General features: G+C 54.8%; 20 protein-coding genes. 11 read left to right on the forward strand and 9 right to left on the reverse strand.

Going from position 1 to position 24,146, the window contains the following annotated elements:
- Positions 1 to 20 precede the first annotated feature (20 nt).
- Positions 21 to 1,274 carry a glycosyltransferase gene (locus CKL79_RS09855; protein WP_121969410.1) on the reverse strand — a complete coding sequence of 418 codons (1,254 nt, stop codon included), beginning with the start codon at positions 1,272 to 1,274 and terminating at the stop codon, positions 21 to 23.
- A gap of 254 nt (positions 1,275 to 1,528) precedes the next feature.
- Here CKL79_RS09855 and CKL79_RS09860 point away from each other — a divergent pair, with 254 nt between their 5' ends.
- Together CKL79_RS09860 and CKL79_RS09865 are read left to right on the forward strand one after the other, a co-directional pair.
- Entirely contained in the window at positions 1,529 to 2,512 is a 984-nt protein-coding gene (locus CKL79_RS09860) for a glycosyltransferase family 2 protein (protein ID WP_240518773.1), read from the forward strand.
- Positions 2,513 to 2,557: 45 nt separating this feature from the next.
- A complete protein-coding gene (locus CKL79_RS09865; protein ID WP_121969412.1) occupies positions 2,558 to 4,294 on the forward strand; it encodes a glycosyltransferase family 39 protein in 1,737 nt (578 codons plus the stop codon).
- Positions 4,295 to 4,363: 69 nt separating this feature from the next.
- On the opposite strand, the gene CKL79_RS09870 is transcribed toward CKL79_RS09865, so the two are convergent.
- Complete coding sequence (locus CKL79_RS09870; RefSeq protein ID WP_121969413.1) at positions 4,364 to 4,861, reverse strand: GtrA family protein; 498 nt, start codon at positions 4,859 to 4,861, stop codon at positions 4,364 to 4,366.
- Positions 4,858 to 6,585, reverse strand: coding sequence for a hypothetical protein (locus CKL79_RS09875; protein WP_121969414.1), 1,728 nt, complete (start codon positions 6,583 to 6,585; stop codon positions 4,858 to 4,860). The genes CKL79_RS09870 and CKL79_RS09875 overlap by 4 nt, the downstream gene beginning before the upstream one ends.
- A gap of 292 nt (positions 6,586 to 6,877) precedes the next feature.
- Between CKL79_RS09875 and CKL79_RS24170 the strand changes: the two genes are divergently transcribed.
- From CKL79_RS24170 to CKL79_RS09895, 5 genes are all read left to right on the forward strand, one after another.
- Complete coding sequence (locus tag CKL79_RS24170) at positions 6,878 to 7,012, forward strand: hypothetical protein (protein ID WP_276299758.1); 135 nt, start codon at positions 6,878 to 6,880, stop codon at positions 7,010 to 7,012.
- A gap of 32 nt (positions 7,013 to 7,044) precedes the next feature.
- Positions 7,045 to 8,151, forward strand: coding sequence for an SGNH/GDSL hydrolase family protein (locus CKL79_RS09880; protein WP_170944020.1), 1,107 nt, complete (start codon positions 7,045 to 7,047; stop codon positions 8,149 to 8,151).
- Positions 8,152 to 8,206: 55 nt separating this feature from the next.
- On the forward strand, positions 8,207 to 9,283 hold the full coding sequence (gene mnmA, locus CKL79_RS09885; RefSeq protein ID WP_121969445.1) for a tRNA 2-thiouridine(34) synthase MnmA: 1,077 nt from the start codon (positions 8,207 to 8,209) through the stop codon (positions 9,281 to 9,283).
- A gap of 60 nt (positions 9,284 to 9,343) precedes the next feature.
- The gene (gene sat, locus CKL79_RS09890; RefSeq protein WP_121969416.1) at positions 9,344 to 10,513 is read left to right on the forward strand and encodes a sulfate adenylyltransferase; all 1,170 of its coding nucleotides are present in this window, start codon (positions 9,344 to 9,346) and stop codon (positions 10,511 to 10,513) included.
- A gap of 72 nt (positions 10,514 to 10,585) precedes the next feature.
- Complete coding sequence (locus CKL79_RS09895) at positions 10,586 to 12,919, forward strand: caspase family protein (protein WP_205879046.1); 2,334 nt, start codon at positions 10,586 to 10,588, stop codon at positions 12,917 to 12,919.
- A 15-nt stretch (positions 12,920 to 12,934) separates the two neighbouring features.
- On the opposite strand, the gene clpB is transcribed toward CKL79_RS09895, so the two are convergent.
- Together clpB and gloA are read right to left on the reverse strand one after the other, a co-directional pair.
- On the reverse strand, positions 12,935 to 15,631 hold the full coding sequence (gene clpB / locus CKL79_RS09900) for an ATP-dependent chaperone ClpB (RefSeq protein WP_121969418.1): 2,697 nt from the start codon (positions 15,629 to 15,631) through the stop codon (positions 12,935 to 12,937).
- A gap of 162 nt (positions 15,632 to 15,793) precedes the next feature.
- A complete protein-coding gene (gene gloA / locus CKL79_RS09905; RefSeq protein ID WP_240518774.1) occupies positions 15,794 to 16,180 on the reverse strand; it encodes a lactoylglutathione lyase in 387 nt (128 codons plus the stop codon).
- Positions 16,181 to 16,257: 77 nt separating this feature from the next.
- Here gloA and eno point away from each other — a divergent pair, with 77 nt between their 5' ends.
- Together eno and CKL79_RS09915 are read left to right on the forward strand one after the other, a co-directional pair.
- Complete coding sequence (gene eno, locus CKL79_RS09910; protein WP_121969420.1) at positions 16,258 to 17,547, forward strand: phosphopyruvate hydratase; 1,290 nt, start codon at positions 16,258 to 16,260, stop codon at positions 17,545 to 17,547.
- 197 nt (positions 17,548 to 17,744) lie between these two features.
- On the forward strand, positions 17,745 to 18,632 hold the full coding sequence (locus CKL79_RS09915; protein WP_141242187.1) for a hypothetical protein: 888 nt from the start codon (positions 17,745 to 17,747) through the stop codon (positions 18,630 to 18,632).
- Between the two features lie 16 nt (positions 18,633 to 18,648).
- Here the strand turns inward: CKL79_RS09915 and CKL79_RS09920 are convergent, their stop codons facing one another.
- From CKL79_RS09920 to CKL79_RS09935, 4 genes are all read right to left on the reverse strand, one after another.
- A complete protein-coding gene (locus CKL79_RS09920) occupies positions 18,649 to 19,368 on the reverse strand; it encodes a cobyrinic acid a,c-diamide synthase (protein ID WP_205879047.1) in 720 nt (239 codons plus the stop codon).
- Between the two features lie 57 nt (positions 19,369 to 19,425).
- Positions 19,426 to 21,363: a heavy metal translocating P-type ATPase gene (locus tag CKL79_RS09925; protein ID WP_121969423.1), complete on the reverse strand. Its 1,938-nt coding sequence runs from the start codon at positions 21,361 to 21,363 to the stop codon at positions 19,426 to 19,428.
- A gap of 103 nt (positions 21,364 to 21,466) precedes the next feature.
- Positions 21,467 to 21,856: a metalloregulator ArsR/SmtB family transcription factor gene (locus CKL79_RS09930; protein WP_121969424.1), complete on the reverse strand. Its 390-nt coding sequence runs from the start codon at positions 21,854 to 21,856 to the stop codon at positions 21,467 to 21,469.
- A 58-nt stretch (positions 21,857 to 21,914) separates the two neighbouring features.
- Complete coding sequence (locus tag CKL79_RS09935; protein ID WP_121969425.1) at positions 21,915 to 22,373, reverse strand: cupin domain-containing protein; 459 nt, start codon at positions 22,371 to 22,373, stop codon at positions 21,915 to 21,917.
- Between the two features lie 658 nt (positions 22,374 to 23,031).
- Here CKL79_RS09935 and CKL79_RS09940 point away from each other — a divergent pair.
- Both CKL79_RS09940 and CKL79_RS09945 read left to right on the forward strand, forming a co-directional pair.
- Positions 23,032 to 23,373: a hypothetical protein gene (locus CKL79_RS09940; RefSeq protein ID WP_240518775.1), complete on the forward strand. Its 342-nt coding sequence runs from the start codon at positions 23,032 to 23,034 to the stop codon at positions 23,371 to 23,373.
- Positions 23,374 to 23,645: 272 nt separating this feature from the next.
- Positions 23,646 to 24,017, forward strand: a complete 372-nt coding sequence (locus CKL79_RS09945; RefSeq protein WP_121969426.1) for an endonuclease domain-containing protein — start codon at positions 23,646 to 23,648, stop codon at positions 24,015 to 24,017.
- Positions 24,018 to 24,146 lie beyond the last annotated feature (129 nt).

Genomic DNA, 24,146 nt, shown 5'->3' on the forward strand with positions numbered 1-24,146 from the left:
CCCACAGAACCTAAGCACAGTCAGCCCTCTTTCACAGCCGTAACGCGCCAGCTCAGTTTGAGGTTAATCCAGAAGTTCCATACGGCCACAGGGACGATCGCCAGCAAGTTAGCCAGGTATTTAAGGTTTTGCCCAAAAACCAGGTTATAAAACACGTTTAGCAGCAGCACACCCATCACCAGCCCGGTCAGGCAGATAACATTGAACTTCAGCAGTCGCTTGAACCGGGTGCTCCAGCCTTTTTGGTGCTGAGCCATATCGGCAAATGTCCAGGCGTCGTTCCACAAGAAGTTATTGAGGATGGCCACTTCGGCAGCGACGATTTTGCTGCGAGTCAGGGCTAAGCCAGCGCCTTCGCTGAGCAAGTAAAGCACCGCCATATCGACTAAGACACCGCTCAGCCCGACCAGGCTATAGCGAATGAAGCGCTTGACCGGCATTTGCTGCGGTAATTTTTGCTGCAGGCGGCCGATTCTACCGCGCGATCGCAGCCGGGCCAAATGACCTAAATACTCCACGTACTGCTTCCAGGTCACCTTGCTCTCACCCGATTCACGTTCTTGAAAGACATAGCCGACTTCAGCAATCTGGTCGATATTGCCGCGACCAATTACCTCTAGCAAAATTTTGTAGCCTACAGGGTTGAGATGGGGGCCAGCGATCGCACTGCGCCGCACCATGAAATAACCGCTCATCGGATCGCTCACCCGACCGACCACTGCCGGACAAACCATCAGGCCCAGCATTTGGGCTCCCCGTGACAAAAACCGCCGAACGATACTCCAGTCGCTGACCCCGCCCCCTTCTACATGGCGACTCGCCGCTGCTAAATCAGCCCCGTCCAGGGTAGCCTGCAGCAGTTTGAGCAGGACTTCCGGCGGGTGCTGAAGGTCGGCATCGATCACACCTAAAATTTCACCTCGGGCTACCTGCCAGCCCCGAATCACCGCTGAAGACAGGCCGCGCTCCTGCTGACGACGCATCACCCGTAATTGTGGATAGGTCTCTGTCAGATCTTGAGCCACTTGCCAGGTGCGATCTGGGCTGTCGTCATCTACCAAAATCAGCTCATAGCCACCAGGGATAAAGCCATCTAGCAAGCGAGCCAGCTGAGCGACAATTTTGGCGACGTTGCCACGCTCGTTGTAAGTGGGAATAACTAGCGAAAACTGTAGCGGTGGGGCAAAAGACTTAGGTGGAACCTCAGCTGCTGTGGGCGCGGTCAGGGGCACCTGTAGTGGGCCAGATGGCGGTGAGAGCAGCGGCTGGTTCATGATCAAATACGGGCGTTAGCTAGCAGGGAACATTAAACATTAATAATGCAAACTTAACAGCAGATTGCCCATCGGGTCTTTTTATGAACCATCTACAAAGGATCTATACGTAAGGGTTAAATTTAAGCGGCAACGCCCGATTTTGTTTGACTGTAAAGAGCGTATCCAGTATCTCTGTTAGGTAGGCACTTAATAGACAGGTCGATATCGCCCAAAACCTACGTAAATGTGAATATAGTCTTATGGAGACACCTTTGCCAACTCAGTCATCTGTAGACATCTCGGTAGTGGTGCCGCTCTACTGTGAGGCATCTAATATTGACTATCTATTTAAGCGGTTAGAAACCGTGCTCGATCAGCTAGGCACTACCTATGAAATCATCTGCGTGGATGATGGCAGCAGCGACGATACCGTTGAGGGGTTGAAACGTCACCGACAGCGCAATCCTCGGATAAAAATTGTGGCGCTCTCGCGCAACTTTGGCAAGGAGTTGGCCCTCACGGCTGGTATTGACTATGCCAATGGCGCGGCGGTTGTGCCGATTGACGCCGACTTGCAAGATCCGCCGGAGCTGATTGAGGTACTGGTGGCTAAGTGGCGAGAGGGCTATGACGTAGTCTACGCTAAGCGGCGATCGCGCGAAGGCGAAACCTGGCTGAAGCGGGTGACGGCCAATTCTTTTTACCGGGTGATGGAGCGCATGAGCAAAGTGCCGATTCCCCGCGATACTGGCGACTTCAGGCTGCTAGACCGACGGGTCGTAGAAGTGATTAAGCAACTGCCCGAGCGCACCCGATTTATGAAAGGGCTCTTTGCCTGGGTGGGCTATCGCCAGGCCGAAGTCATGTACGACCGGGAGCCTCGTCACAGCGGTCAGACTAAATGGAACTACTGGCGGCTGTGGAACTTCGCCATCGACGGCATTGCGTCGTTTAGCCTGGCTCCCTTGCGAATGTGGAGCTATGTCGGCATCGGATTTGCGGTGCTCTCTTTTCTCTACGGCTCTTTTTTGCTGCTGCGCACGCTGGTTTTGGGTATCGAAGTCCCCGGCTATGCCTCTTTGATGGTGGCTGTGCTGTTTTTAGGCGGGGTGCAGATGGTCAGCCTGGGCATTTTGGGTGAATATTTAGGGCGCGTTTATGAAGAGGTAAAGGGTCGTCCGCTTTACCTGGTAAGGGATACCTATGGTGCAGAGAAAGTACCGCTCGCGCCTGAAGCGAGCGCGCAAACCCGGTAAACAATCTAACTAATTTATTAACTACTCAGAAGAGATGCAGGCGCTATGAATGGCCCTTTTGATCGTTCTATTCAAGATGGTGGCGCTGCGTCAAGCGCTCAGCTAGCGGCTCGTAGCCAGTGGGACACCGCTATCAAGGGTTTTTTGCTGCTGTGTATTGCGATCGGGATAGGGCTACGGGCACTGTGGGCTGGTAAGCGAGAGCTGTGGTACGACGAGGTGCTTTCTGTCCTAATATCGACTGGGCAAAAGAACGCCTACCGCCTGCCAGATAATGAACCGTTCGCCCTTAAAGACTTTTCGCCGCTGCTCAACCTACCGGCTGAAAACGGAATTTCTGGTGCGTTAGAAACGGTCAAAAACGTCATAAAAGGCACGCTGGGAGACCCGCATCCGCCGCTGTTTTATCTGAGTGAGCACGGGTGGATGCGGCTATTTGGCAATAGCGAAGCGGCTTTGCGCAGCCTGGTGGTGCTGGTGAGTCTGGTGACGCTGCTGCTGGCTCACAGCCTGGGTCGGCGGGTGCTCGGTCAGCGAGGCGGACTCATCTTTACAGCGCTGCTTTCGCTCAATCCCTTTTTCTTCTCGCACTCTCTAAATCTGCGCATGTACACTGGCTTAGTGTTTTGGGTGGTGGTGAGCGGCGGGTGCTTGCTGGCTTTGACTGGCGTTGATAGAGACGGACGGACGGCTGAGGCCCAGGGATGGCAGCGCTGGCTGCTGCGGGGCGGAATGGCGATCTCTATCACAGCCGGGTTTCTGACTCAGTACTTATTTGCCTATTGGCTATTTGGACTAGCAGCGCTCGTTCTCTATCTAGACCGCAAGCACTGGTTTCAGCATGGCCTGACAATGGCGACAGGGATACTGCTATTCATGCCCTGGGCGCTGTGGGGAACTCGCCAGCAAGCCCGCAACCGGGGAGATGTGCTCAGTCAAATATCATCGGCGGGCGGACCGTTACAGTCCGCTTTGCAGCACGGTAAAGATCTCGCTCAGACGGTAGGAAACCATCTGCTGCTGGGCCATCTGACGACCAGCATGGAGCCGCTAGGCGATCCGATTAAGCCGACGGCGGTGGCAATTGGCTGCGGGGTGCTCGGCTTTTTGGGGGTTTGCGTGGTGGGGCTCTACCGACGGCGACAGTATCGCGTGCTGATGATTGGCGTGTTGATGGGGCTGCTGCCGCTGGCCGTGGCTCTGGCGATTGATATTGCGGCGAATACGTACACGCTGGGGTTTGGCTGGGGTCGCTCGACGATTGTGGCGCTACCGGGATGTTTGCTGCTGGTGGCGGCCTGGCTAGAGCTGGCGACCGGGCGCTGGCGAGAAGTGCTGACAGCAGGTCTGCTGGCAGTGTACCTGGCAGTGAATGTCGGGGATTTTGTGGGGCGCGATCGCCAGATGTTTCATACCGTTAACAGCGCCCTGCTAGAGACTGATGAATCTACTCTAGTCGTGATGAATTCTCGGGCCTGGGGGCATGTGCTAAGGCTGATATATTACCTGGATGACCAGACGGATACCGACGTGCTGGCAACTGACCCGGCCAAGGTAACCGAATCGCTCCAGGCTGCGTTGGCCGCTAAAGACTACCGGCGGGTGCTATGGCTCAAGGCCGACTATCCGCTGTGGCGCGAACCTGAGACTGAGGCTGAAGCGGCGGCCTTCATCGACAAAACCGAAGCGCTGTTGCAGGCACAGTACCCGCTGATCAATAGCCAGGCGCTGAGCGGCACGATGAATCTTGACGAGTTTGAGCTACAGGTTTATCAGCAGTAGGGGGTTGATGTGGCTTTAGAGATTGGTTGGGGGTGCGTTGAGAGAAAGGGAAACGGGAAGGGGAACTGTCTATTTTTTAGTGCGCCAGCTGAGCTTGAGGTTAATCCAGAAGTTCCAGAGGGTTACAAGAGCGATCGCTATAATTTTGGCGAAGTACTCATCAGCGTTGTTAGTCCAGTCGGCGGTGACTAAATTCCCCATGATGGTTGGTAGCTGATCGGTCATCGGCATCGCCAGGATCAGCGCCATGATGGTGACCTGTAAGAAGGCTCCCATCAGACAGACTAAGTTGAACTTAAGAAACCGCTGAAATCGGGCTCCCCAGCCTTGCTGCCTTCGAGCGAGGTCGGCAAACGTCCAGGCGTCATTCCATAAGAAGTTGTTGACGATGGCGACTTCAATCGATATTGCAGTGCTCAACCGCCAATCTAGCCCAAGGCGTTCGCGCAGCAGATAAAAAACTACGATATCGACAAAAAGACCGCTAAAGCCGACGACGCCAAACCGCAAAAACCGGCCTATAGGCAACCGCTGCAACTTTTGAACTAAGGAACCCTGAGCCTTCATGATGCAATCTCTACTCTGTATAGCGGATACTTACCGTAGGTACCCAAAGGGACAAACCTCAGGCTGCGGTTACTGTTGGGCAGTCCTAACTCGCTGACTGGGGTCTCTGGGGTAGGACAGTCCCGGTGAGGATAGCATACGTATAGAAATTCGCTTTCGCTTTGCTCAACCAGGGCGGCTGCGAGCTGCTTAACTTCGGCAATGGTCTCGGTACGGAAGAAGGTCTTATCGGGTAGGGCGCTCCAGAGCTGCTGAGCGACAAACTCGTGAGACATAGCCACCCAGGGTAAGGGCTGCTGCTGGAGTTCGGCGATCGCGGGCGCAACTGGCGCATAGTTACCCGGCAGCGAAATCGATTGAGTTTGATCGTCTTTGTAGACGCTAAACGCGCCGTCAACCGTGTTGAGCTGAATGCCTAGTATCAGCACAGCCGCTGCCCCAACCAGAGCCACTCGCCGCGCCCACCCCCTGAAGAACCCAACCTGCATCTGCTCAGCCAGCACAACCGACAGAAGTGGCACCAAAATCAGATAAAATCTCGGCCCCCACTGCTTACCGCCCGCCCCCGGCGGCACAATCAGCGGCACACTGAGGGCAAAGAGCAGACTTAATATCAGCGCCAGTCGCACGGGCGCAAGGTTGGGAGGCTGCGCGGTTGAGCCTACCGTCTGGGCACCGATAGTTTGAGTGCCGACAGTCTCGACTGAGCGAGCAGCCGTAGGGCGATTTTTTCTCAGCTTGAGACTTGCCAGCGCAGCTGAGCCAACAAATACGACCACCGGAAAATAGCGGCGTAGAGAGACCCACATTTGCCGATAGCCGTCTCTCGCCTGAGTAATCTGGTCAGAGAGCGTGGACTCTTCGACAATTTGAATGGCGTGAATGCCTAAAGGATGGCTGTAGATAACGGTGTTGAGGCCGAAGAAAACGCCTACAGTCCCAGCCATCGCCCCGATTAGCATGAGGGCTTCGTTCAGGGTGAAGGGCGGCGACATCCGCCAGCGAGGAAACGCCCAGCCAACAGCGGCCATTAGCCCCACTACAGCGACCAAACATAAAAACTCTGGACGAAACCAGACGGCCAAACCAATCAGAAAGCCGCTGACTAAACACTGACGGCGCGTTAGGGTAACGCCCGGTGGAAACAGCAGAATGCTGACGCCCCAAAAAGCCAGCGCCACTGCCAGCGTGTGCTCCCAGTACATGCCGCCATAGAGGGTGAGCGGCGAAGCAAAAATCAGGCTGATCAGTCCCAAGCACAGCGCGCCGGAGTCCCAACCTGCGCGGTGACCGATTTGCCAAAATCTTAGCCAGATAGACCAGAGCGCAACCAAAGGGATGATGTAAAGGCCGCGATCGCCAAAAAGCGCATAAAAAGGCGCACTCACCAGCGGAAAGGTAAACGGAAAAGTGATGAAGTGCTTTGCGCCGACTTCATAGACAAAGGGCGGTTGAAAAGGATAAAGTCCCTGTTGCCATAACGTTTCGACCCAGTCGGCAGCAGACAAACGCAGGGCCATCTCCAACGGCCAGTCGCCTGCTGATAGCTGCTGGGCCATCTGCTGAGCGAGCAGCGCCTTCAGCCCGCCGTCGCCGCTAAATACCACGCCATTGCTAGTAAAAGTCTGTATCCACAGGGTCAGCAAAACGCCCCCAAGGATGATGCCGCCGGGCAGCAGTGACCAGAGCGATCGCGACGAAGACAGTCGAAGTTTGGCAGTCATGGCTAGCTGATAGAGAACAGCGATTCTCCGTCGAATTCTACAGGGATGGTACCCAGCCGTCAGTATTTATAGGCGGCTAACATCTGTTCTTTAAGCTACTGCTGTGTAGGTGAAGATACTGCCAGGAAGGTCTAGCAGTGGCTACCTAACTCTTGAGAATGTTGGGTATCTGTCTAGCGCTTTGTCCGTAATTGCTCAGCTCCCCCACTAGGGCAATGCCAAAACCGAGAGAAGCGATATAGGCTGACGCCATGAAAGAACTCCCTGACCTAAGCAGCTTACCGGGCGATGCTTGAACTTAGCATCTGACCAAGCTGATGGCATTCGCTTGAAAAAACGCTATGGGGCGGTTCAAGACAGTCTATTTCTGTTTCTCGAAGACGCTTTGATTGCACTCGAATGGGTAGAAACCCTGCATCAGCACTGAATGCCAGTACAGAACGCCAGCACAGAACGACTATGCGCCTGACCTATCAAAGCAAGATTAGAAAGATTGCGATCGCTCTTGCATCTTTTCTCTTCATTTGCGCCATTTCCCTTCACGCCGTTGCCCAAGACAATAACCTAGAGAGTCGTCCGGACTACGCGGCAGTCAACATCTTTGGCGATAGCCTGATGGATGCGGGCAACATTTTCAATCTGACTGAGCGTCCCCCTTCACCGCCCTATGCCCAAAAGTTTTCTAACGGCCCGCTCTGGGTAGAACAGCTTGCCGATGAGCTGAAGCTGTCTCCGGCGCTCTCGACTAAAGTCCTACCCAGTGTTTTAAATGGCAAAACATCGCCGCCTGCTGACGGCATTAACTTCGCCTTAGCCGGTAGCTTATCTTCTGATCTCAACGTCAGCGGCTCGCAGCTATACGGATTACAGCAGCAGATCGAAAGCTTTCGCGATTTGAGTGCGATCGCCCCGCCCAACCCCGACACGCTCTATTTGCTGCTCGTCGGCGGTAATGACTATAACGAAGCCGTTCGGCTCACCCCATCAGTGGCGGCTCTCGCTGACCTCCCTGAACAAGTCAGTGACCATGTCATTAGCGCAGCGACGGCCCTGATCGAGTCGGGCGCTAGACACCTGCTCATTAGCAATCTGCCAATTTTAGGGCAGCAGCCTTACGCTAACTTTCTCAACCAGGCCACTCCCCAGAGTGCCGCTCTACTAAACAGCCTTTCTACCCGGCATAACCAGCTCTTAGCCCAAAAGCTCGATGCCCTGGCCGCGACTACCCAGGCTGAGATTATCCCGCTAGATTTGGCAGGTTTGTTCAGCGCGGTCGTTGACAGTCCTACTCAATTCGGGCTGACCAACGTCAGCGATCCCTGCCTGGTAAAAAGTCGCTCAGAGACCGCTTCTGTCTCTCTTTGCGACAATCCCAAACAGTTCCTATTCTGGGATCAAGTTCACCCGACCGAACAAGGCCACGCGGCGATCGCCCAACTCGCTATTGAAACCCTGGCCTCAGCCGAACCGCAAACGAGCCCAAACGCCGTTAGTAAGCTAGGACTCTTGACGGCGCTAGGGGGTGGAATGGCGATCGCCTATTTAGCTCTTAAAGAAGGTCATTGAGAACGTCATTCGAGGCTGCGAATGCTAGCCTAGTGAGGTGTTTCCTTTCATTTTCATGAGCAAAATTGTCGTCGGTTTATCGGGCGGGGTAGATAGCTCTGTCGCAGCAGCCACCCTCCATAACCAGGGTCACGAAGTCACTGGCCTCACCCTCTGGCTAATGAAAGGTAAAGGCCAGTGCTGCTCGGAAGGCATGACTGATGCTGCCAAGCTCTGCGAAGATCTGGGAATTGACTATAAAGTCGTTGACTCCCGCGAAGTCTTTGAGCGCAATATTGTCAACTACCTGGTAGAAGGCTACGCCCAAGGCGTCACGCCCCTACCCTGCTCGCAGTGCAACAGCACCGTCAAATTTGGCCCCATGCTCAGCTACGCCATTGACGAACTCGGCGCTGACTATATTGCCACCGGTCACTACGCCCGCATCACCCAAAACGCCGAAACCGGACGCTACGAGCTTCGCCGCGCGGTAGATCGCAATAAAGACCAGTCTTATTTTCTCTACGACTTAAGCCAGGCGCAGCTAGCCGCCACCCAGTTCCCCTTGGGCGAAAAAACCAAGCCTCAAACCCGAGAGATGGCCGCTAGCTTAGGACTGCATACTGCCGATAAACCAGAAAGCCAGGATCTCTGTTTAGTCGAGCAGCACGGCTCGATGAAAACGTTTCTCGATAAATATCTGGCCCCCAAACCCGGAGACATTGTCGATCCAGCCGGAAAAATTCTTGGTCAGCATGACGGCATTCACCACTACACCATCGGCCAGCGTAAGGGCTTAGGCATCGCAGCGCCCAATCCGCTCTATGTAATTGGGCTGGATGTTGGGCGCAATCAGGTTGTCGTGGGGGAGCGCGACAGTGTGACCGCGCCTAGCTGCACCGCCCACCGGGTGAACTGGGTATCTATTGCGCCGCCAGCAGGGCCAATCTCAGCCGAGGTGCAAATCCGCTACCGGGCCGCTGCTGTTGGCGCAACGATTGTTCCAGGACACAGCGCAGACGGTACAGACCGTGTAAAAATAATTTTTGATGAGCCGCAGTTTGGGGTAACCCCCGGACAGGCCGCTGTCTGGTATGAAAGAGGAGGACGGGTGCTGGGGGGCGGTATTATCGAGCCCATACATTCGGCTTGAGCCCATGAAACCCCTGTCAAACACCGACGTATCAGATAGAAACCATTGAGGAAGAATCCCTTGAGTACAGTGAAAGACGCCATTGCTGCCCACGGCGGTACGCTAATCAACCGCCTGGCCAGCCCCCAGCAAAAGCAAGACTTTTTGAGTAAGGCAGACAGCCTCCCCCGCGTTACCCTTGACCTCCGCGCCGCCTCAGACTTGGTGATGATTGCCATCGGTGGCTTTAGCCCGCTAACTGGCTTTATGGCCCAGGCTGACTATGATCCCGTCGTTACCGATATGCGATTGGCCAGCGGTTTGCCCTGGTCGGTACCGGTGACGCTGTCGGTCAGTGAAGCCGTTGCCGAGCCGCTGACAATTGGCCGGTTAGTGCGATTGGACGATGAGACCGGTCGCTTCATTGGCGTGCTAGAACTTAGCGAAAAGTATACCTACGACAAGAAAAAAGAGGCGGTCAACGTCTACCGTACCGATGAAGATAAGCACCCTGGGGTAAAAGTTGTCTATGACCAGGGGCCGATAAACCTGGCTGGCGACGTGTGGCTGCTTGAGCGCGACGCCCATCCGCTGTTTCCCGACTATCAGATTGACCCGGCAGACTCGCGGCAGTTGTTTCGCGATCGCGGCTGGCAAACCATCGTCGGCTTCCAAACCCGCAACCCGATTCACCGGGCGCATGAGTACATTCAAAAGTGCGCGCTAGAAACTGTAGACGGTCTGTTTTTACACCCGCTAGTCGGCGCGACTAAGAGCGACGACATTCCCGCAGATGTGCGCATGCGCTGCTACGAGATCATGATGGAGCACTACTTCCCCCAAGATCGGGTGATCCTGGCGATTAATCCTTCGGCAATGCGTTACGCTGGCCCTCGGGAAGCGATTTTTCACGCCCTGATTCGTAAAAACTACGGCTGCACTCACTTTATTGTGGGCCGCGACCATGCAGGTGTCGGTGACTACTACGGTACCTATGACGCTCAGGCTATCTTTAATGAATTCGATCCTGGGGAACTGGGGATCACGCCCATGAAGTTTGAGCACGCCTTTTACTGCACGCGCACTGGTACGATGGCAACCACTAAAACCAGTCCGAGCAAGCCCGAGGAGCGCATTCACCTCTCGGGCACCAAAGTGCGAGCGCTGCTGAGAGAAGGCAAAATGCCGCCGCCGGAGTTTTCTCGTCCGGAAGTGGCCAAGGAGCTAGCTCGGGCGATGCAGACTGCCTGAGCCTGCCCAAGATTGCCTTAATGCAGGCAGCGACAAACGTTAGATGAACGATTCGATAGGGGGTGAGGTCTGGTGGGTTTGAGCCGACGAGCGTTTTTTCAAAAAACTGGCGCAGTGGTTACCGCTTTGGGCCTCACCGAGCTAGCGATCGCGCTGGGCATTCCGCCGCAGGCAAAAGCTTACGGCCAGGCATTGGCGCAGTCAGCAGGGCGTAAGCTAGCTCTACTGATTGGGATCGATAACTATCCGGCTGAGGCGCTGTCTCTCGACCCGTCAGCCCGTCAGCTGGGTAAGCTGGCGGGCTGCGTGACGGATGTAGCGCTGCAAAGGGAGCTGCTGATCCATCGCTTTGGCTTTTTGCCTGAGGATATTGTCTGCTTAACAAACGGCCAAGCGACACGAACCGGGATTTATCAGGCGTTTGTTGACCACCTTTACAACCAAGCAACCGCAGGCGATGTCGTCGTCTTTCACTTCAGTGGCTATGGCGCTGAAGTGCGGTTTGAAGATTCGCCTGAGGGCGAGACGGTGCGATCGCTCGTGCCGATTGACGGTCTGCTGCCGACCGAAACCCGCCCAGCTCTGAACGATATTTCTGAAGCCGAGCTAAAATCTCTGCTACAGCAGCTCAAAACCAAGCGCATTACCACTGTTTTAGATGCCGGGTTTGTCGATATGCCGGTGCCGCTCTCGGGAGGACTGCGATCGCGTGCCCGCTCGGCCATTGCCACCGGTCAGCTACCGGCCCCTTTTCCACTATTAGAAAAAGCCCGACCGGCCAAGAAGTCAGCTTTTCCGGGGGTGTTGCTGCGCGGCGCAGACCTAGACAATGTGGTGCTAGAGCGGCAGTGGAATGGGTTTAATGCCGGGGCCTTTACCTACGTGCTCAGCCAGTATTTGTGGTCAGCGCCAGCGCCGGTAACGGTGGGGCAAACGCTGGGGCGATCGCATGAAACCCTGGTGCGCTGGGGCGGCAGCAATCAGCAGCCCAATGTTAGTGGCAACCGCAATCCGGCCCTGCAAAAAAGCTCAGAGAGCACCGCGCCAGTTTATGATACGCCCATTCTTGAGGGCACCCGGGGCGAAGGGGTGATCAAATCGGTCAACTCCGACGGCAAGTCCGTCACGCTATGGTTAGGGGGGCTACCGCCGCGAGTGCTGGAATACCTCTCACCGGCATCTGTCTTAACCTGCGCTGACCGGCGGCTGCGGCTGCGATCGCGCGAGGGACTGATAGGTAAAGCCAATCTCATCTATTCGCCACAGGCGACGCCAGTTCAGCCCGGCGACCCGGTCTTCGAGGATGTCCGAACGCTGCCCAAAAGCATCGATCTGGTCGTTGCGCTCGACAGCCGCCTGGAGCGGATTGAGCGAGTAGATGCGACCAGTGCCCTGTCGTCTTTAGCCTTTGTCAGCTCTACTTCCGATACGGAGCTACCGGCTGACTGTCTGCTGGGTAAGCCCTTAGCTCGGAGCCCGGAGACCTTGACGGCCAGTCTGCATCCCGCCAAGCCCAATCAGCAGCAAAGGCGCGCTGCCAGTCTATCTCCCGAAGGGATCGTATCGGACAGGGCAGCGACCGTAGCTCAGATCGTCAGTGACGAACCTGCCGCCCCCCCCGAGCCCAGGGGCTCATCGGGATATGGGTTGTTTTCTTTGACGCGATCGCTCATTCCAGGCACTTTAGCCCTGCAAGACGAAGCTATTAAACCAGCAGTGACCCGGCTAACACCCAAGCTACAGGCACTACTTGCGCTAAAAATGCTGCGCCTAAGTGAGAATAGGGCGGCTTCGCGACTGCCCATCAGAGTGACGCTAGAAACTGCTGATCCGCAAGAGGTAGTGCTGAGCCACCAAACGCTGCGCTCAGTTCAGCCCATGAGGCAGCGGAGCAATCCCTTGAGTAAAGATGGCTTTGCGCCCGAGGTGCCAGTAGGAAGCCGGGTGCGCTACCGGTTGTTCAACGACAGCGAAGAGCCCCTGTACTACACGCTGATCAATGTAGACCCCAGAGAGCGACTGTCGGCCTTTTGTCCGGTCAGAGATCTGTCTGCCCCTTCTCCAGAAGCTGAAAGAACAGTAGAAATTGCTGGCATTGCTGCCACAACCATTGCCCCCGGCAGCTCGGTAGCCATTCCCAGCGCCGAGCTAGACTGGGCGGTGGAGGCACCTCCTGGGCCAGTAGAAACCTATGTGGTGTGCAGCACTTTACCGCTTACTCGCACCTTCAACACGTTGCTTATCGCTTCAGCCAACAGCGGCAGTCAGCGCATCAGTCCCTTACCTGACCCCCTAAAGATGGTCGAGGCCCTGCTCACCGACATTAGCCAGAACAGCAGCGACGACGTTTACACGCTAGATGCTTCTAAATGGGCTACGCTCAACTTCGCTTATCAGGCGGTGTAAAGGCGCTCCAAAACATCAGTCCGAGGCTACGGTTACCTCTTTTTTCTCTGTTTCATCTGTCTTCGCAGCGGGCTCTACTTCAGGCGCGGCGGGCTTGACGCCAAAGTTCAGCTCACCTGACTTATTCACGTCGATCATCACCGTACTGCCTTCGCTAAAGGTGTTCTCTAAAATCAGCGTGGCAATCGGATTTTCTAGCTCGCGCTGAATGGCTCGCTTCAGCGGGCGAGCACCATAGGCCGGGTCGTAACCGGCGTCGGCAACGTGGTCGATAGCAGCTTCTGACATCTCCAGCGTAATCTTCTGGTCAGACAGCAGCCGGTGAATGCGCTTGAGCTGAATGGTGATGATGCTGCGCAGCTCTTTTTTGGTGAGGGCATGGAAGAGAATCAGGTCATCAATGCGATTGAGAAACTCGGGGCGAAAGTGCGATCGCAGCGCTCCCAATACCAAAACCTGCATTTCTTCAAACTGAGCGTCATCGCCCGCCACATCTAAAATGTGCTCACTGCCGATATTACTCGTCATCACAATCACGGTGTTACGAAAATCTACCGTGCGCCCTTGCGAGTCGGTAATTCGCCCATCGTCTAATACCTGTAGCAAAATGTTGAAGACATCGGCATGGGCCTTTTCAACTTCGTCTAGCAGGACAACAGAATAAGGACGACGGCGCACTGCTTCGGAGAGCTGTCCGCCCTCTTCGTAGCCGACATATCCAGGCGGCGCGCCCACCAGGCGCGAGACGGAGTTTTTCTCCATGTATTCCGACATATCCAGGCGAATTAACGCCTCTTCAGTGTCGAATAAAAAGGCAGCCAGGGCGCGGGCCAGCTCAGTTTTACCCACACCCGTTGGCCCCATAAAGAGAAATGAACCAATGGGCCTGCCAGGGTCTTTCATGCCAGCTCTCGCTCGCCGAATTGCCGCTGCAACGGCGGTGACCGCTTCCGACTGCCCAATCACCCGCTGATGCAAATGGCTCTCTAACTGCAACAGCTTTTGCCGCTCAGATTCCATCAACCGGTTGACCGGGATGCCGGTCCAGCGAGCGACAATCTCAGCGATATCGGCCTCGGTTACCTGCTCTTTGAGCATGGTCAGGCCCTTAGCCTGCATGGCTTGTAGGTTGACATCGTGTTCTTCAAGTTCGCGCTGAATAGCTTCTAGTCGGCCATATTTGAGCTGAGCGGCGCGTTCTAGATCGTTGGCCCGCTCAGCTTGATTCATTCGCAAGCGGGTGCGTTCCTCTTCTTCTTTCAGCTCATTAATAGCGCTGAGAGTTTCTTTCTCAGCGTGCCACTGTTCGTCGAGTATTTTCTGTTCTTTTGAGAGGGATTCGATCTCTTCTTTGAGTCGGGTAAGCCGCTGGCGAGAGGTTTTATTCGCCGATCCGGCAGTCTCTTCGCTTTCTAAAGAGAGTTTCTCCATCTCTAGCTGCATCAGCCGCCGGTCAATAGTTTCTAGCTCCTCAGGCTTGGAGTCGATCTCCATTTTCAGCTTGGCAGCGGCTTCGTCAATGAGATCAATGGCTTTGTCGGGGAGGAAGCGATCGCTGATATACCGATCTGACAGCGCCGCCGCCGCCACCAGCGCCGAATCTAAAATGGTTACCCCGTGATGCACTTCGTAGCGCTCTTTCAATCCGCGTAAAATCGACACGGCATCTTCGACACTCGGCTGACCGACATACACCTGCTGAAAGCGTCGCTCTAGGGCCGTGTCTTTTTCGATGTATTTACGATACTCATCGAGCGTACTCGCCCCGATGCAGCGCAGCCCGCCTCGCGCCAGCATGGGCTTAAGCAGATTGCTGGCGTCTACATTGTTCTGACCTGCGCCTGCCCCAACGACCGTATGCAGCTCGTCGATGAACATGACAATCTGTCCGCCCGAATCAGTGACTTCTTTCAGCACCGAACGCAGCCGATCTTCAAATTCACCCCTGTATTTAGCTCCGGCAATCAAGCTGCCTACATCTAGGGAGATTAGCGTGCGGTTTTTGAGCGATTCGGGCACGTCACCATTGATGATGCGCTGAGCTAAGGCTTCGGCGATCGCAGTTTTCCCCACCCCCGGTTCACCAATCAGCACCGGATTATTCTTCGTGCGCCGTGAGAGCACATGGATTACCCGGCGAATTTCCTCATCGCGGCCAATCACCGGGTCGAGTCTGCCGCTGCGGGCCTCTTCAGTCAGATCGCGGCCATATTTATTGAGAGAGGGATAGTCACTGTCAGCGCTCTGGTCAATCGTCTTCTCGCCACCGTCTCGCAGCGCCTGGATCGCCTTCATGATGTGAGACGTATCCACATCAAAGCCGCGCAATAGCCGGCGACCGATCCGCTCGTCTTCTACAAAGCCGACCAGCAAGTGCTCTAGCGAAATTAGCTCATCTTGCAGGTTAAGCCGCGCCCCATCTGCCGCATCCAGCATTCGATCCAGGCTTTGCCCCAGATATAGATTGCTATCGACAGCGACTCGCACCCGTGCCTGCCGCTTGGCAAATACCTCTAGCTCCTGCAAAATCTGCTCAGGAGAGAGACCCGCTTTGATCAAAATGGTGTCAGTGAGCCCTGACTGCTCCAGCATGGCCAGCGTCACATGCTCCACCTCCAGATACTGCTGCCGAAAACGGCGGGCCACATCTTGGGCCTCAACGATGGCATCCCAGGCTTTGTCGGTAAATTTATCTGGATCGGTTGGCTGCATGAGGGAGAGGATTAGGAGCGGGATAGCGCGGTCAAGGAAGAGATTCTTATCTCGTTTAGAGAGGCAAGGCTAAAGCAGAGAATTGTTAAGCCCACTCAGTATTGCAGTATAGCAACCGAACGGTCGCCGCATCCGACACACCACCCAGCCTACCGACCCAATCTACCCTCGGCCTTCAATTAGTTCTACCTTATAGCCGTCGGGGTCTTCGACAAAGGCAATCACCGTCGTGCCGTGCTTCATCGGGCCGGGCTCGCGGGTGACTTTGCCGCCTTGCTGTCGGATGGCTTCGCAGGTGCTGTAAATGTCATCGACGCCGAGCGCAATATGGCCGTAGGCGTCGCCGAGATCGTAGCTATCAGTGTCCCAATTGTGGGTTAGCTCTAGCACGCTGTGATCGGCTTCATCGCCGTAGCCGACAAAGGCATTCGTGAATTTGCCGCCTGGGTAGTCTTTTTGGCGCAGTAGCTTCATGCCGAGCACTTCGCAGTAAAAGGCTAGGGATTTCTCCAAATCGCCGACTCGGAGCATGGTATGTAATAAGCGCATTGTACTGATCCTCTCGTTGTGCCGTATCATTTTCCTGATGGAAAACGAAACTTCTTTAAGAATAATAGGCGTGAAGCATGATTGATTCCCTCGATACGGCGATTGAAGATATTCAGGCGAGAGAAATCCTCGATTCTCGGGGCAAGCCGACGATTGAAGCGGAAGTTTACCTGGCAGGTGGGGCGGCAGGCATGGCCCAGGTGCCGAGCGGGGCCTCTACCGGTAGCTTTGAAGCGTATGAGCTACGTGATGGCGATGGCGATCGCTACAGTGGCAAAGGCGTTCTCAAAGCGGTCGAAAATGTGAATGAGACCATCGCTCGCGAGCTGATTGGGCTAGATGCCTTTAACCAGATCGAAATTGACCGCACTATGATTGCGCTTGATGGCTCAGAAAATAAGAAAAATCTGGGTGCTAATGCCATTTTAGCGGTGTCGCTAGCGACGGCAAAGGCAGCGGCTCAGGCAGCAGACCTGCCCCTCTTTCGCTACTTGGGTGGGCCTCTAGCTAATGTGCTGCCCGTGCCGATGATGAACGTTATTAACGGCGGTGAGCACGCGAGTAACAACGTTGATATTCAAGAATTTATGATTGTGCCGGTTGGCGCTGGCAGCTTTCGCGAGGCGCTGCGCTGGGGCGCTGAGATTTTTGGCACGCTGAGCAAAGTGCTCGATAAGAAAGGACTGCTAACAGGCGTTGGCGATGAAGGCGGCTTTGCACCCAACCTGGGATCAAACCAGGAAGCTTTAGATCTGCTGATGGCGGCGATCGCTGAAGCAGGTTACCAGCCAGGTGAACAGGTCGCTCTGGCGCTAGATGTCGCCGCTAGCGAAATGTATAAAGACGGACAGTACATTTACGACGGTTCGGCCCATTCGCCCGCTGAGATGGTCGATTATCTCGAAGGGCTCTCTAGTAACTACCCGATTGTCTCCATCGAAGACGGCCTGCACGAAGAAGACTGGGCTACCTGGAAGACTTTGACTAAGCGCATTGGCAAGCGGGTGCAGCTCGTAGGCGATGACCTGTTTGTAACCAACCCGGTGCGGCTGCAAAGGGGCATTGACGAACTCGCCGCCAATTCGCTGCTGGTGAAGCTCAACCAGATTGGCACGCTAACCGAAACGCTAGAGGCGATTGACCTGGCCAAGCGCCATCAGTTCAGCACAGTGATCAGCCATCGATCGGGCGAAACGGAAGACACGACCATTGCCGATCTGGCAGTGGCGACTCGGGCCGGTCAGATTAAGACGGGATCGCTCTGTCGCAGTGAGCGGGTGGCGAAATACAATCAGCTGCTGCGCATTGAAGATGAGCTAGGCGACCAGGCTGTGTATGCAGGCAAGATTGGGCTAGGGCCTAGCTAGCACTAGCTGTAACTCTATGCTAAGCAAACCGTCCTTAATCTTGAACGGGTCTTCGTGAGACTGTAGGCTAGCTTCAGTGAGAAGGCAGCTCATAGATAAGCGACCACAGCTTGTCTAAATTCTGCTATCGAACTGGTGGAATCATGCGTACAAGCTCACAGATCACAACTTCGCTGGTAATAGCACTAGGTTCTACTTTGGTAACTGCTCAAGCTGCCAGCGCCCAGCCGCCTACCGGGCAGGTTCTAGGCATTGAAGCAGATGGTGACGGCTGCGCTGTCACGCTGGTCACTGGGATCGATCAGTTGCTGAACGGCAGGGTCGATAGCGATACCTGCACGCAGCTTTCAGCGGGCAGTGAGATTCAGTTCACGCCCGCACTGACGCAAGTAGAGGTACTGCCGTCACCAACCGTCGCGACGGTAACTGAGCTGGTAGCAGGTGATCGCGCTTGCTATGTAAACCTGGTAGACGCGAACGACAAAACAACGACTCAGTTCGCTAATTTTGACCTATGCGAACAAGATCTCGTCGGCGCGCAGGTTCGGCTGACTTATGAAACTGGCAACATTATTGCCTTCTCTTGCGAGGGAGATATCGAATGCGGCAGATCGGACAGGGCTATTTTGATTTCTCAAGCAGAGGTGATTAGCAGACCGACACCGACTGCTCAGCCAACCGTTGGCAGTTTGCCGGATGGCAACTATCGCTATTGGAGTGGGTCAAGCAATAATGCGGTGGTCTCTGACCAAGAGCTGCTAGCTAATGGCGGCGTGACTTTTCTATTTAGTAAGCGCGGCAACAACGTTACTGGCCTATTTGGCTATGTTGATGGCGAGGCCATTTGTGTGCAGGGCCAGGTCAATGACAATGCGGTCACTGGCATTTCTGTTCAGAACTTAAGAGGTGCGAACGTTATTAGCAGCGGCGAAACTTTTAGCAACTTTGGGCCGAGCGATCGCCTTCAAGTGCGTCGAGGCCGACAAATCAACCGGGAGACCGTGCGCTACAACAGTACGCTGCTCAATCTTGCAGGAATGAACCGAATCAATGCCGGATCGGTGCTTCCGCCTGGAAGATGTTGAGACAGACCTTAGCCAATCAGCTTTGAGAGCCGTAGATATAGTCGTAGTCAAAGTGGATTGCGTTGGGATGCCGCAGCACCGAAAAGCCTAGCTCGATGATTTTGTCGGCGCTAAAGGCTTCAATGATGAGCCCGATCAGGCGCTGCGGGTGAATGTCGGGCTGCTGAATGAAGTAGTCGCGACGGGCAAAGAAGGTTTTTTCATCTTTGGGAATGACAATGCCGTGACGCCTGTGCGCCTGCTGCACGGGCCGGATATATTCGCGGGTAAAGTCGTCCTGATTGGACTGCAAGTGATAGAGCCGCTCGTGCTGCTCCCAGCTCATGGCAAACAGCAGCTTGAGAATCTCAAACCCTAGAATGTAGCTCAGGACGCTGCTGTGCTCTTGGGCGCTACCCATTAGCATTAAAGCCGTCTCTAGGTATAGATCGGGCCGCTGGCGGGCGTCTTGCACCGAGTGGACATACACCTGCCGGATATATTTTCTAACCGTATCGCTGTCGATTTCGGCCTGACTGCGAAAGCCGACTAGATGTTCGTTGACGCGCTGCCGGGTATCGGTATCATCAACGATGCGAGAGAGCAATCCTTCGGCAGTATAGGCATCTAAAAACTCGGCCTGCTGCGCAGAAGGCGTGGCGCAGACCAAATGACACAGTGAGAGCACATACCGGCGCTGCTCCCAGGGTAAAGCTGTGAGCCAGTCTCTAGCCTCGGGCGGCAAACTCGACAACACAGGAAGGGTGCTATCTAAACTAAAGGGGCTCACAAGGCAATCGTCCGCATTAATCCGTCACTTTAGGGTGCCCACTCCGCTTAAGACGCGACCCGCATTTAAGATCGCCAGCAAGGCAACGCCCACGTCGGCGAAGACGGCGGCCCACAGGCTAGCGAGCCCGACTGCGCCCAGGGCGATAAAGATGACTTTGACCGTCAGGGCCAGAATGATGTTTTGCCAGACAATGCGGCGGGTGCGATGGGCGATCGCGATCGCTTCTACCACTTTCCCAGGCGCATCGGTCATGATCACCACGTCAGCAGTTTCAATGGCCGCGTCAGAACCGAGCCCGCCCATTGCCATACCGACATCTGCTCGGGCAATCACGGGCGCATCGTTAATGCCATCGCCCACAAAAACAACTTTACGCTGCGATTGGTGCGCCTGATGCAAGAACGTTTCGAGCGCGTCTACTTTGCCCTCAGGCAGGAGTTCGGTGCGGTACTGATCGAGCCCTAGCTGCTGGGCAATGCGGCCAGCAACTGACTGGCTGTCTCCGGTGAGCATTGCGGTTTTGATGCCTTGATCCTGGAGTGCTTTAACAGCGGCGGCGGCATCTGCTTTTAGCTCGTCGGCGATGAGAATGCGACCGGAATATTCTTGATTGATGGCAATGTGAGCGACGGTGCCCTCGACCGTGCAAACATCGTGAGGAATGTTTTCTCGATGCAGCAGCCGATCATTCCCGGCGAGAACGGTGCGCCCGCCGATTGTTGCCTGAATGCCGTGACCAGCAATCTCCTGATAGTCTTGCACTGCCGCGCTATCGACAGACTGCCCGTGCGCTTGCTGAATCGACTGCGCGACTGGGTGATTAGACTGCGATCCTATTTGGGCGGCGATCGCCAATAGCTGCTGCTGACTAATGCCGTTGTGAGTGACCACGTCAGTAACGCGAAAGTTACCCTTTGTCAGCGTGCCGGTTTTGTCAAAAACAACGGTTTCTACCTGGGTGAGCGCATCTAAAAACGTCGATCCTTTGATCAGAATGCCGCGTTTGGCAGCGCTGCCAATGCCGCCGAAATAGCCCAAGGGAATGCTAATTACCAGACCGCAGGGGCAGGAAATCACCAGCAGCACCAGGGCGCGATAAGTCCATTCGGCCTGAGTTGCACCTGCAATTACAAGCGGCGGCAAGATCGCAACGGCTAAGGAGAGAAAGACAACCGCTGGTGTGTAGTAGCGAGCAAAGCGCGTGATGAATTTTTCGGTGTCGGCTTTGCGGCTGCTGGCATTTTCGACCAGCTCTAAAATCTTGGAGATAGAAGAATCGTTAAAGGCTTTGGCAACTTCGACAGTTAGCAGGCCAGACTGGTTAATCATGCCAGAGAGAACGGTTTCGCCCGTCGTCACAGAGCGGGGCACCGATTCGCCTGTGAGCGCGGAGGTGTCTACTTGAGAGCTGCCGGATAGAATTTCACCATCGAGCGGGACTTTTTCTCCGGGGCGAACAACAATTATGCTGCCGATGCTGATCGCTTCGGGAGAGACTGCGCGAATTTCGCCATCTACCTTCAGGTTAGCGGTGTCGGGCCGCGCTTCTAGCAGGGCAGTGATCGAGCGGCGCGATCGCCCGACCGAATAACCTTGAAACAGCTCTCCGACTTGAAAGAACAACATCACGGCAACCGCTTCTGGCAGTTCGTGAATGGCGATCGCGCCCAAGGTAGCGATCGCCATCAAAAAGTTTTCGTCAAAAACCTGACCCCGAAGAATGTTGCGCCCGGCGGTGGTCAAAACTTGCCAGCCGCTGATCAGATAGGCGGGGATGAAGACGGCGTATTCGGCGATCGCAAAGGGCGTTTGGCGCAGTGAAGGGTTAAATATGATCCCAATTATAAAAAGTAGGGCGGCGATCGCAGTCGGCGTCAGCGCTTTACGCAAGTCGAAGGCTTCGCTATGGCCGTGAGAGTGATCGTGACCGCAACAGTCACCCTGATGAGTGGATGCCATGAGAACCTTTGCTCGAATTCTTCTGAATATATGAATAACTATTCAGATGATACCGCATTCGATAGGGCTGCTCTAGCGAAAAGCAACCTTAAAAGCTCAGCGGCTACTCGTTCAGATGCTCGGCAACGGTGTGATAAAGCGCCATGATGTGGTCATCGGCAAGGCTGTAGTAGACATTGCGACCCTGACGGCGATGTTTGACTAAGCGATGCGATCGCAACACCCTAAGCTGATGAGACACTGCCGATTCGCCCATCTTCACTGCCGCTGCCAGGTCACAAACGCACAGTTCTTGCTGCGCCAGGGCCGATAGTAGCTTTAGCCGATGCGGATCGGAGAGTGCGCCAAAGAATTCGGCCATGCGCTGCGCCTGATCGGTGGTCAGCAGGTCGGGCTGCACCTGCCGAACATTGGCTAAATGCACCAGAGACGTTGAGCAGGCGGGCATATCAGCCTGGTCGGGCGCGAGTTTGGCAGAGTGAGAGGCGGTCATAGTCAGCAATTATCAGCAACCCTTCTATGGTACTGATAATCATTACCACTCGCGCAGACTACGCCAGATCTCCCGGCTTTGCCGCCAAATAGTCATCGCCCTGAAGCTGGATTACCATCAGCTTTGCCGGTTCGTCGCCGACTGTACCGGACGTGTGCCCCTGCTGACCTGCGGCATTGGGCTGCGTTTTTTGATCGCCGCCAAACGAAACTTCGCCTGGCCCCATCTCTACGCGCATCCCGTCCATTGTTTCTACATACCATCGGCCCGATAGCGGCACAATCCACTGCGGCCTGGGGTTTTCGTGCCATTCACCGACCCAGCCCACCGGCAGCACCGAAAACAGCACCTCTGCCGCGCCTTTCATCAGCCGGTTATTCCACTGCGGCGCGGCGTCACCGCCCATGCTCTCTTGCTCAAAGGCGGTCAGCTTGCAGCGTGTTTGATGGCTCACGCCGTCATCGTCAGTCCATACGTGCCAGTAGCTTAGCGTGGGTTTAGCAGCGTCAGCAGTCATGAGGAATGCTCCAATTGTGAGGTATTTGCTCAGGCTAAAGCATCTGGAAAGCCGAAGCATCTGGCTATGGGGGAGCAGGAGATAGAAGAGTATAAGAGCAGGAGAGCCATCTGACTCTTGTGCAAGTTCGAGTTGGTTCTATCGGTGCTTTTCCCTGCAACTTTTGTGAGATGGCCATCTTGGCCGTTCGGATGGGAGCATAGATGTTTAGCGTAAGCAATCTTGCGTTTTGGTTCCCCTTGCCAAGGGGAACCGTAAGGGAGGGGTCTCCGATCAGTCCGCTACACGCCGAGACCCCTCCGTTGGTTCCCCTTAGCAAGGGGAACCGGTTCTAGGGTTTTGATGTTGCGGTGTTGGCGTGCGCTGAATAAGTACCTATCTACTGCCTAAACTTCTCCACAAAAATAGTTGACGCCCACAGAAGAAGACTGTACGCTGTCTGTCATAGTTGTTGCTGCGTGAAACCGTCGCAATAGCTCAACCGCTCGAAAATTTAGTCGCTGCCGCTGATTGTTTGCACCAACCAACGACAGCTAGCCCACTGAACTGACACAACCAGTCCAGGTGGCTACGGCCATGATGCCATAGCCGCCCTGACTTTTAGTAAGTTTGGGCGGCTAAATTTTCGTGCTTTTTTCAACTTCGCACTGAAAAAATCATGAAAACGACTGCTTATCTGGCCAGCGATCTGTCTAATTTCTATCAAAGCACCGAACAAACCGGCTGCCATCCGCCTGAACCTAATCAGAGCCCTGACGATGAGCCGCCAACGCTGCCGACGCCGCTCATTCCGCTCAACGCTGAGGGCCGTCCGCATCGGGAATCACTGCGGCATATTCTGCTAGGCAGCCCGGATGCCATTGAGCAGACCATTCACCTGCTGTATCGGCTGAATTATGCGGAGCCGGGGCTGTGGAGCCCGATTGCGGCGGTGGGCGACCGGCTGATTATCACCGCTGCGCAAGGGGAAGCGATTAGTTTGCTAAGGCGATCGCTGTAGGGTTGGCTTTAGGGTGAGATGGGTGGCGTGATGCGGAGAACTGGGTGGTGCTTGTTTAGTGCATGAGGTGTTGATGACCCCTCCCTTGCGGTTCCCCTTGGTAAGGGGAACCAAGATGAGTGGCTGTTTGTGCTGGATTGTGCATTCCTTTTTAAGGGGGGGGTAGTCAGGTCGGATTTAAGCTTAGAGGCGGGTTGGCGTGGCCTGGGAACTATGAGCATGAGTCTCAAAGGCGGTGAGGCTTGGCTTTCTCAGCGCAGAAAAACGTAGCTATGACCAAAATTTATAACAGGCAATCAGACAAAGATAAGCGCCAGATGCTACGCAACTCGGCACCTAATGCAGAAATACTGCTGTGGCAGAGGATTCGTCGGCAGCAGATTGGAGATACCAAGTTTCGCAGACAGTATGGTGTTGAACGATTTGTTCTTGACTTTTATTGTCCTCAGCTAAAGCTGGCTATAGAGGTAGATGGCCCCACTCATGCGGGCACTGAGCCTGAAGAAAACGACAGAATCCGTCAGAGTTTCATTGAAAGCCTGGGCGTTCAGTTCTTAAGATTCACCAATGTAGAAATTTACCAAAATCTCGACGGCGTTATCCAAATTATTCATGAGAAAGTTATCTCTCTAAAGGAGAAATAGTTTAAGCTCTCTACTCGCTCCCCTTCCTAAACAGGTGTTAAAAGGATCAATCATGCGGCCTATTTTGCTGATAGCCCTAAACCTGCGGCTAGGCTGCGCAAAAAGTAAAGACAAACATGCGTAGCCTCA

Origin of the sequence: Leptolyngbya sp. BC1307 (assembly GCF_002286735.1) — a bacterium.
GTDB lineage: Bacteria > Cyanobacteriota > Cyanobacteriia > Phormidesmidales > Phormidesmidaceae > Phormidesmis.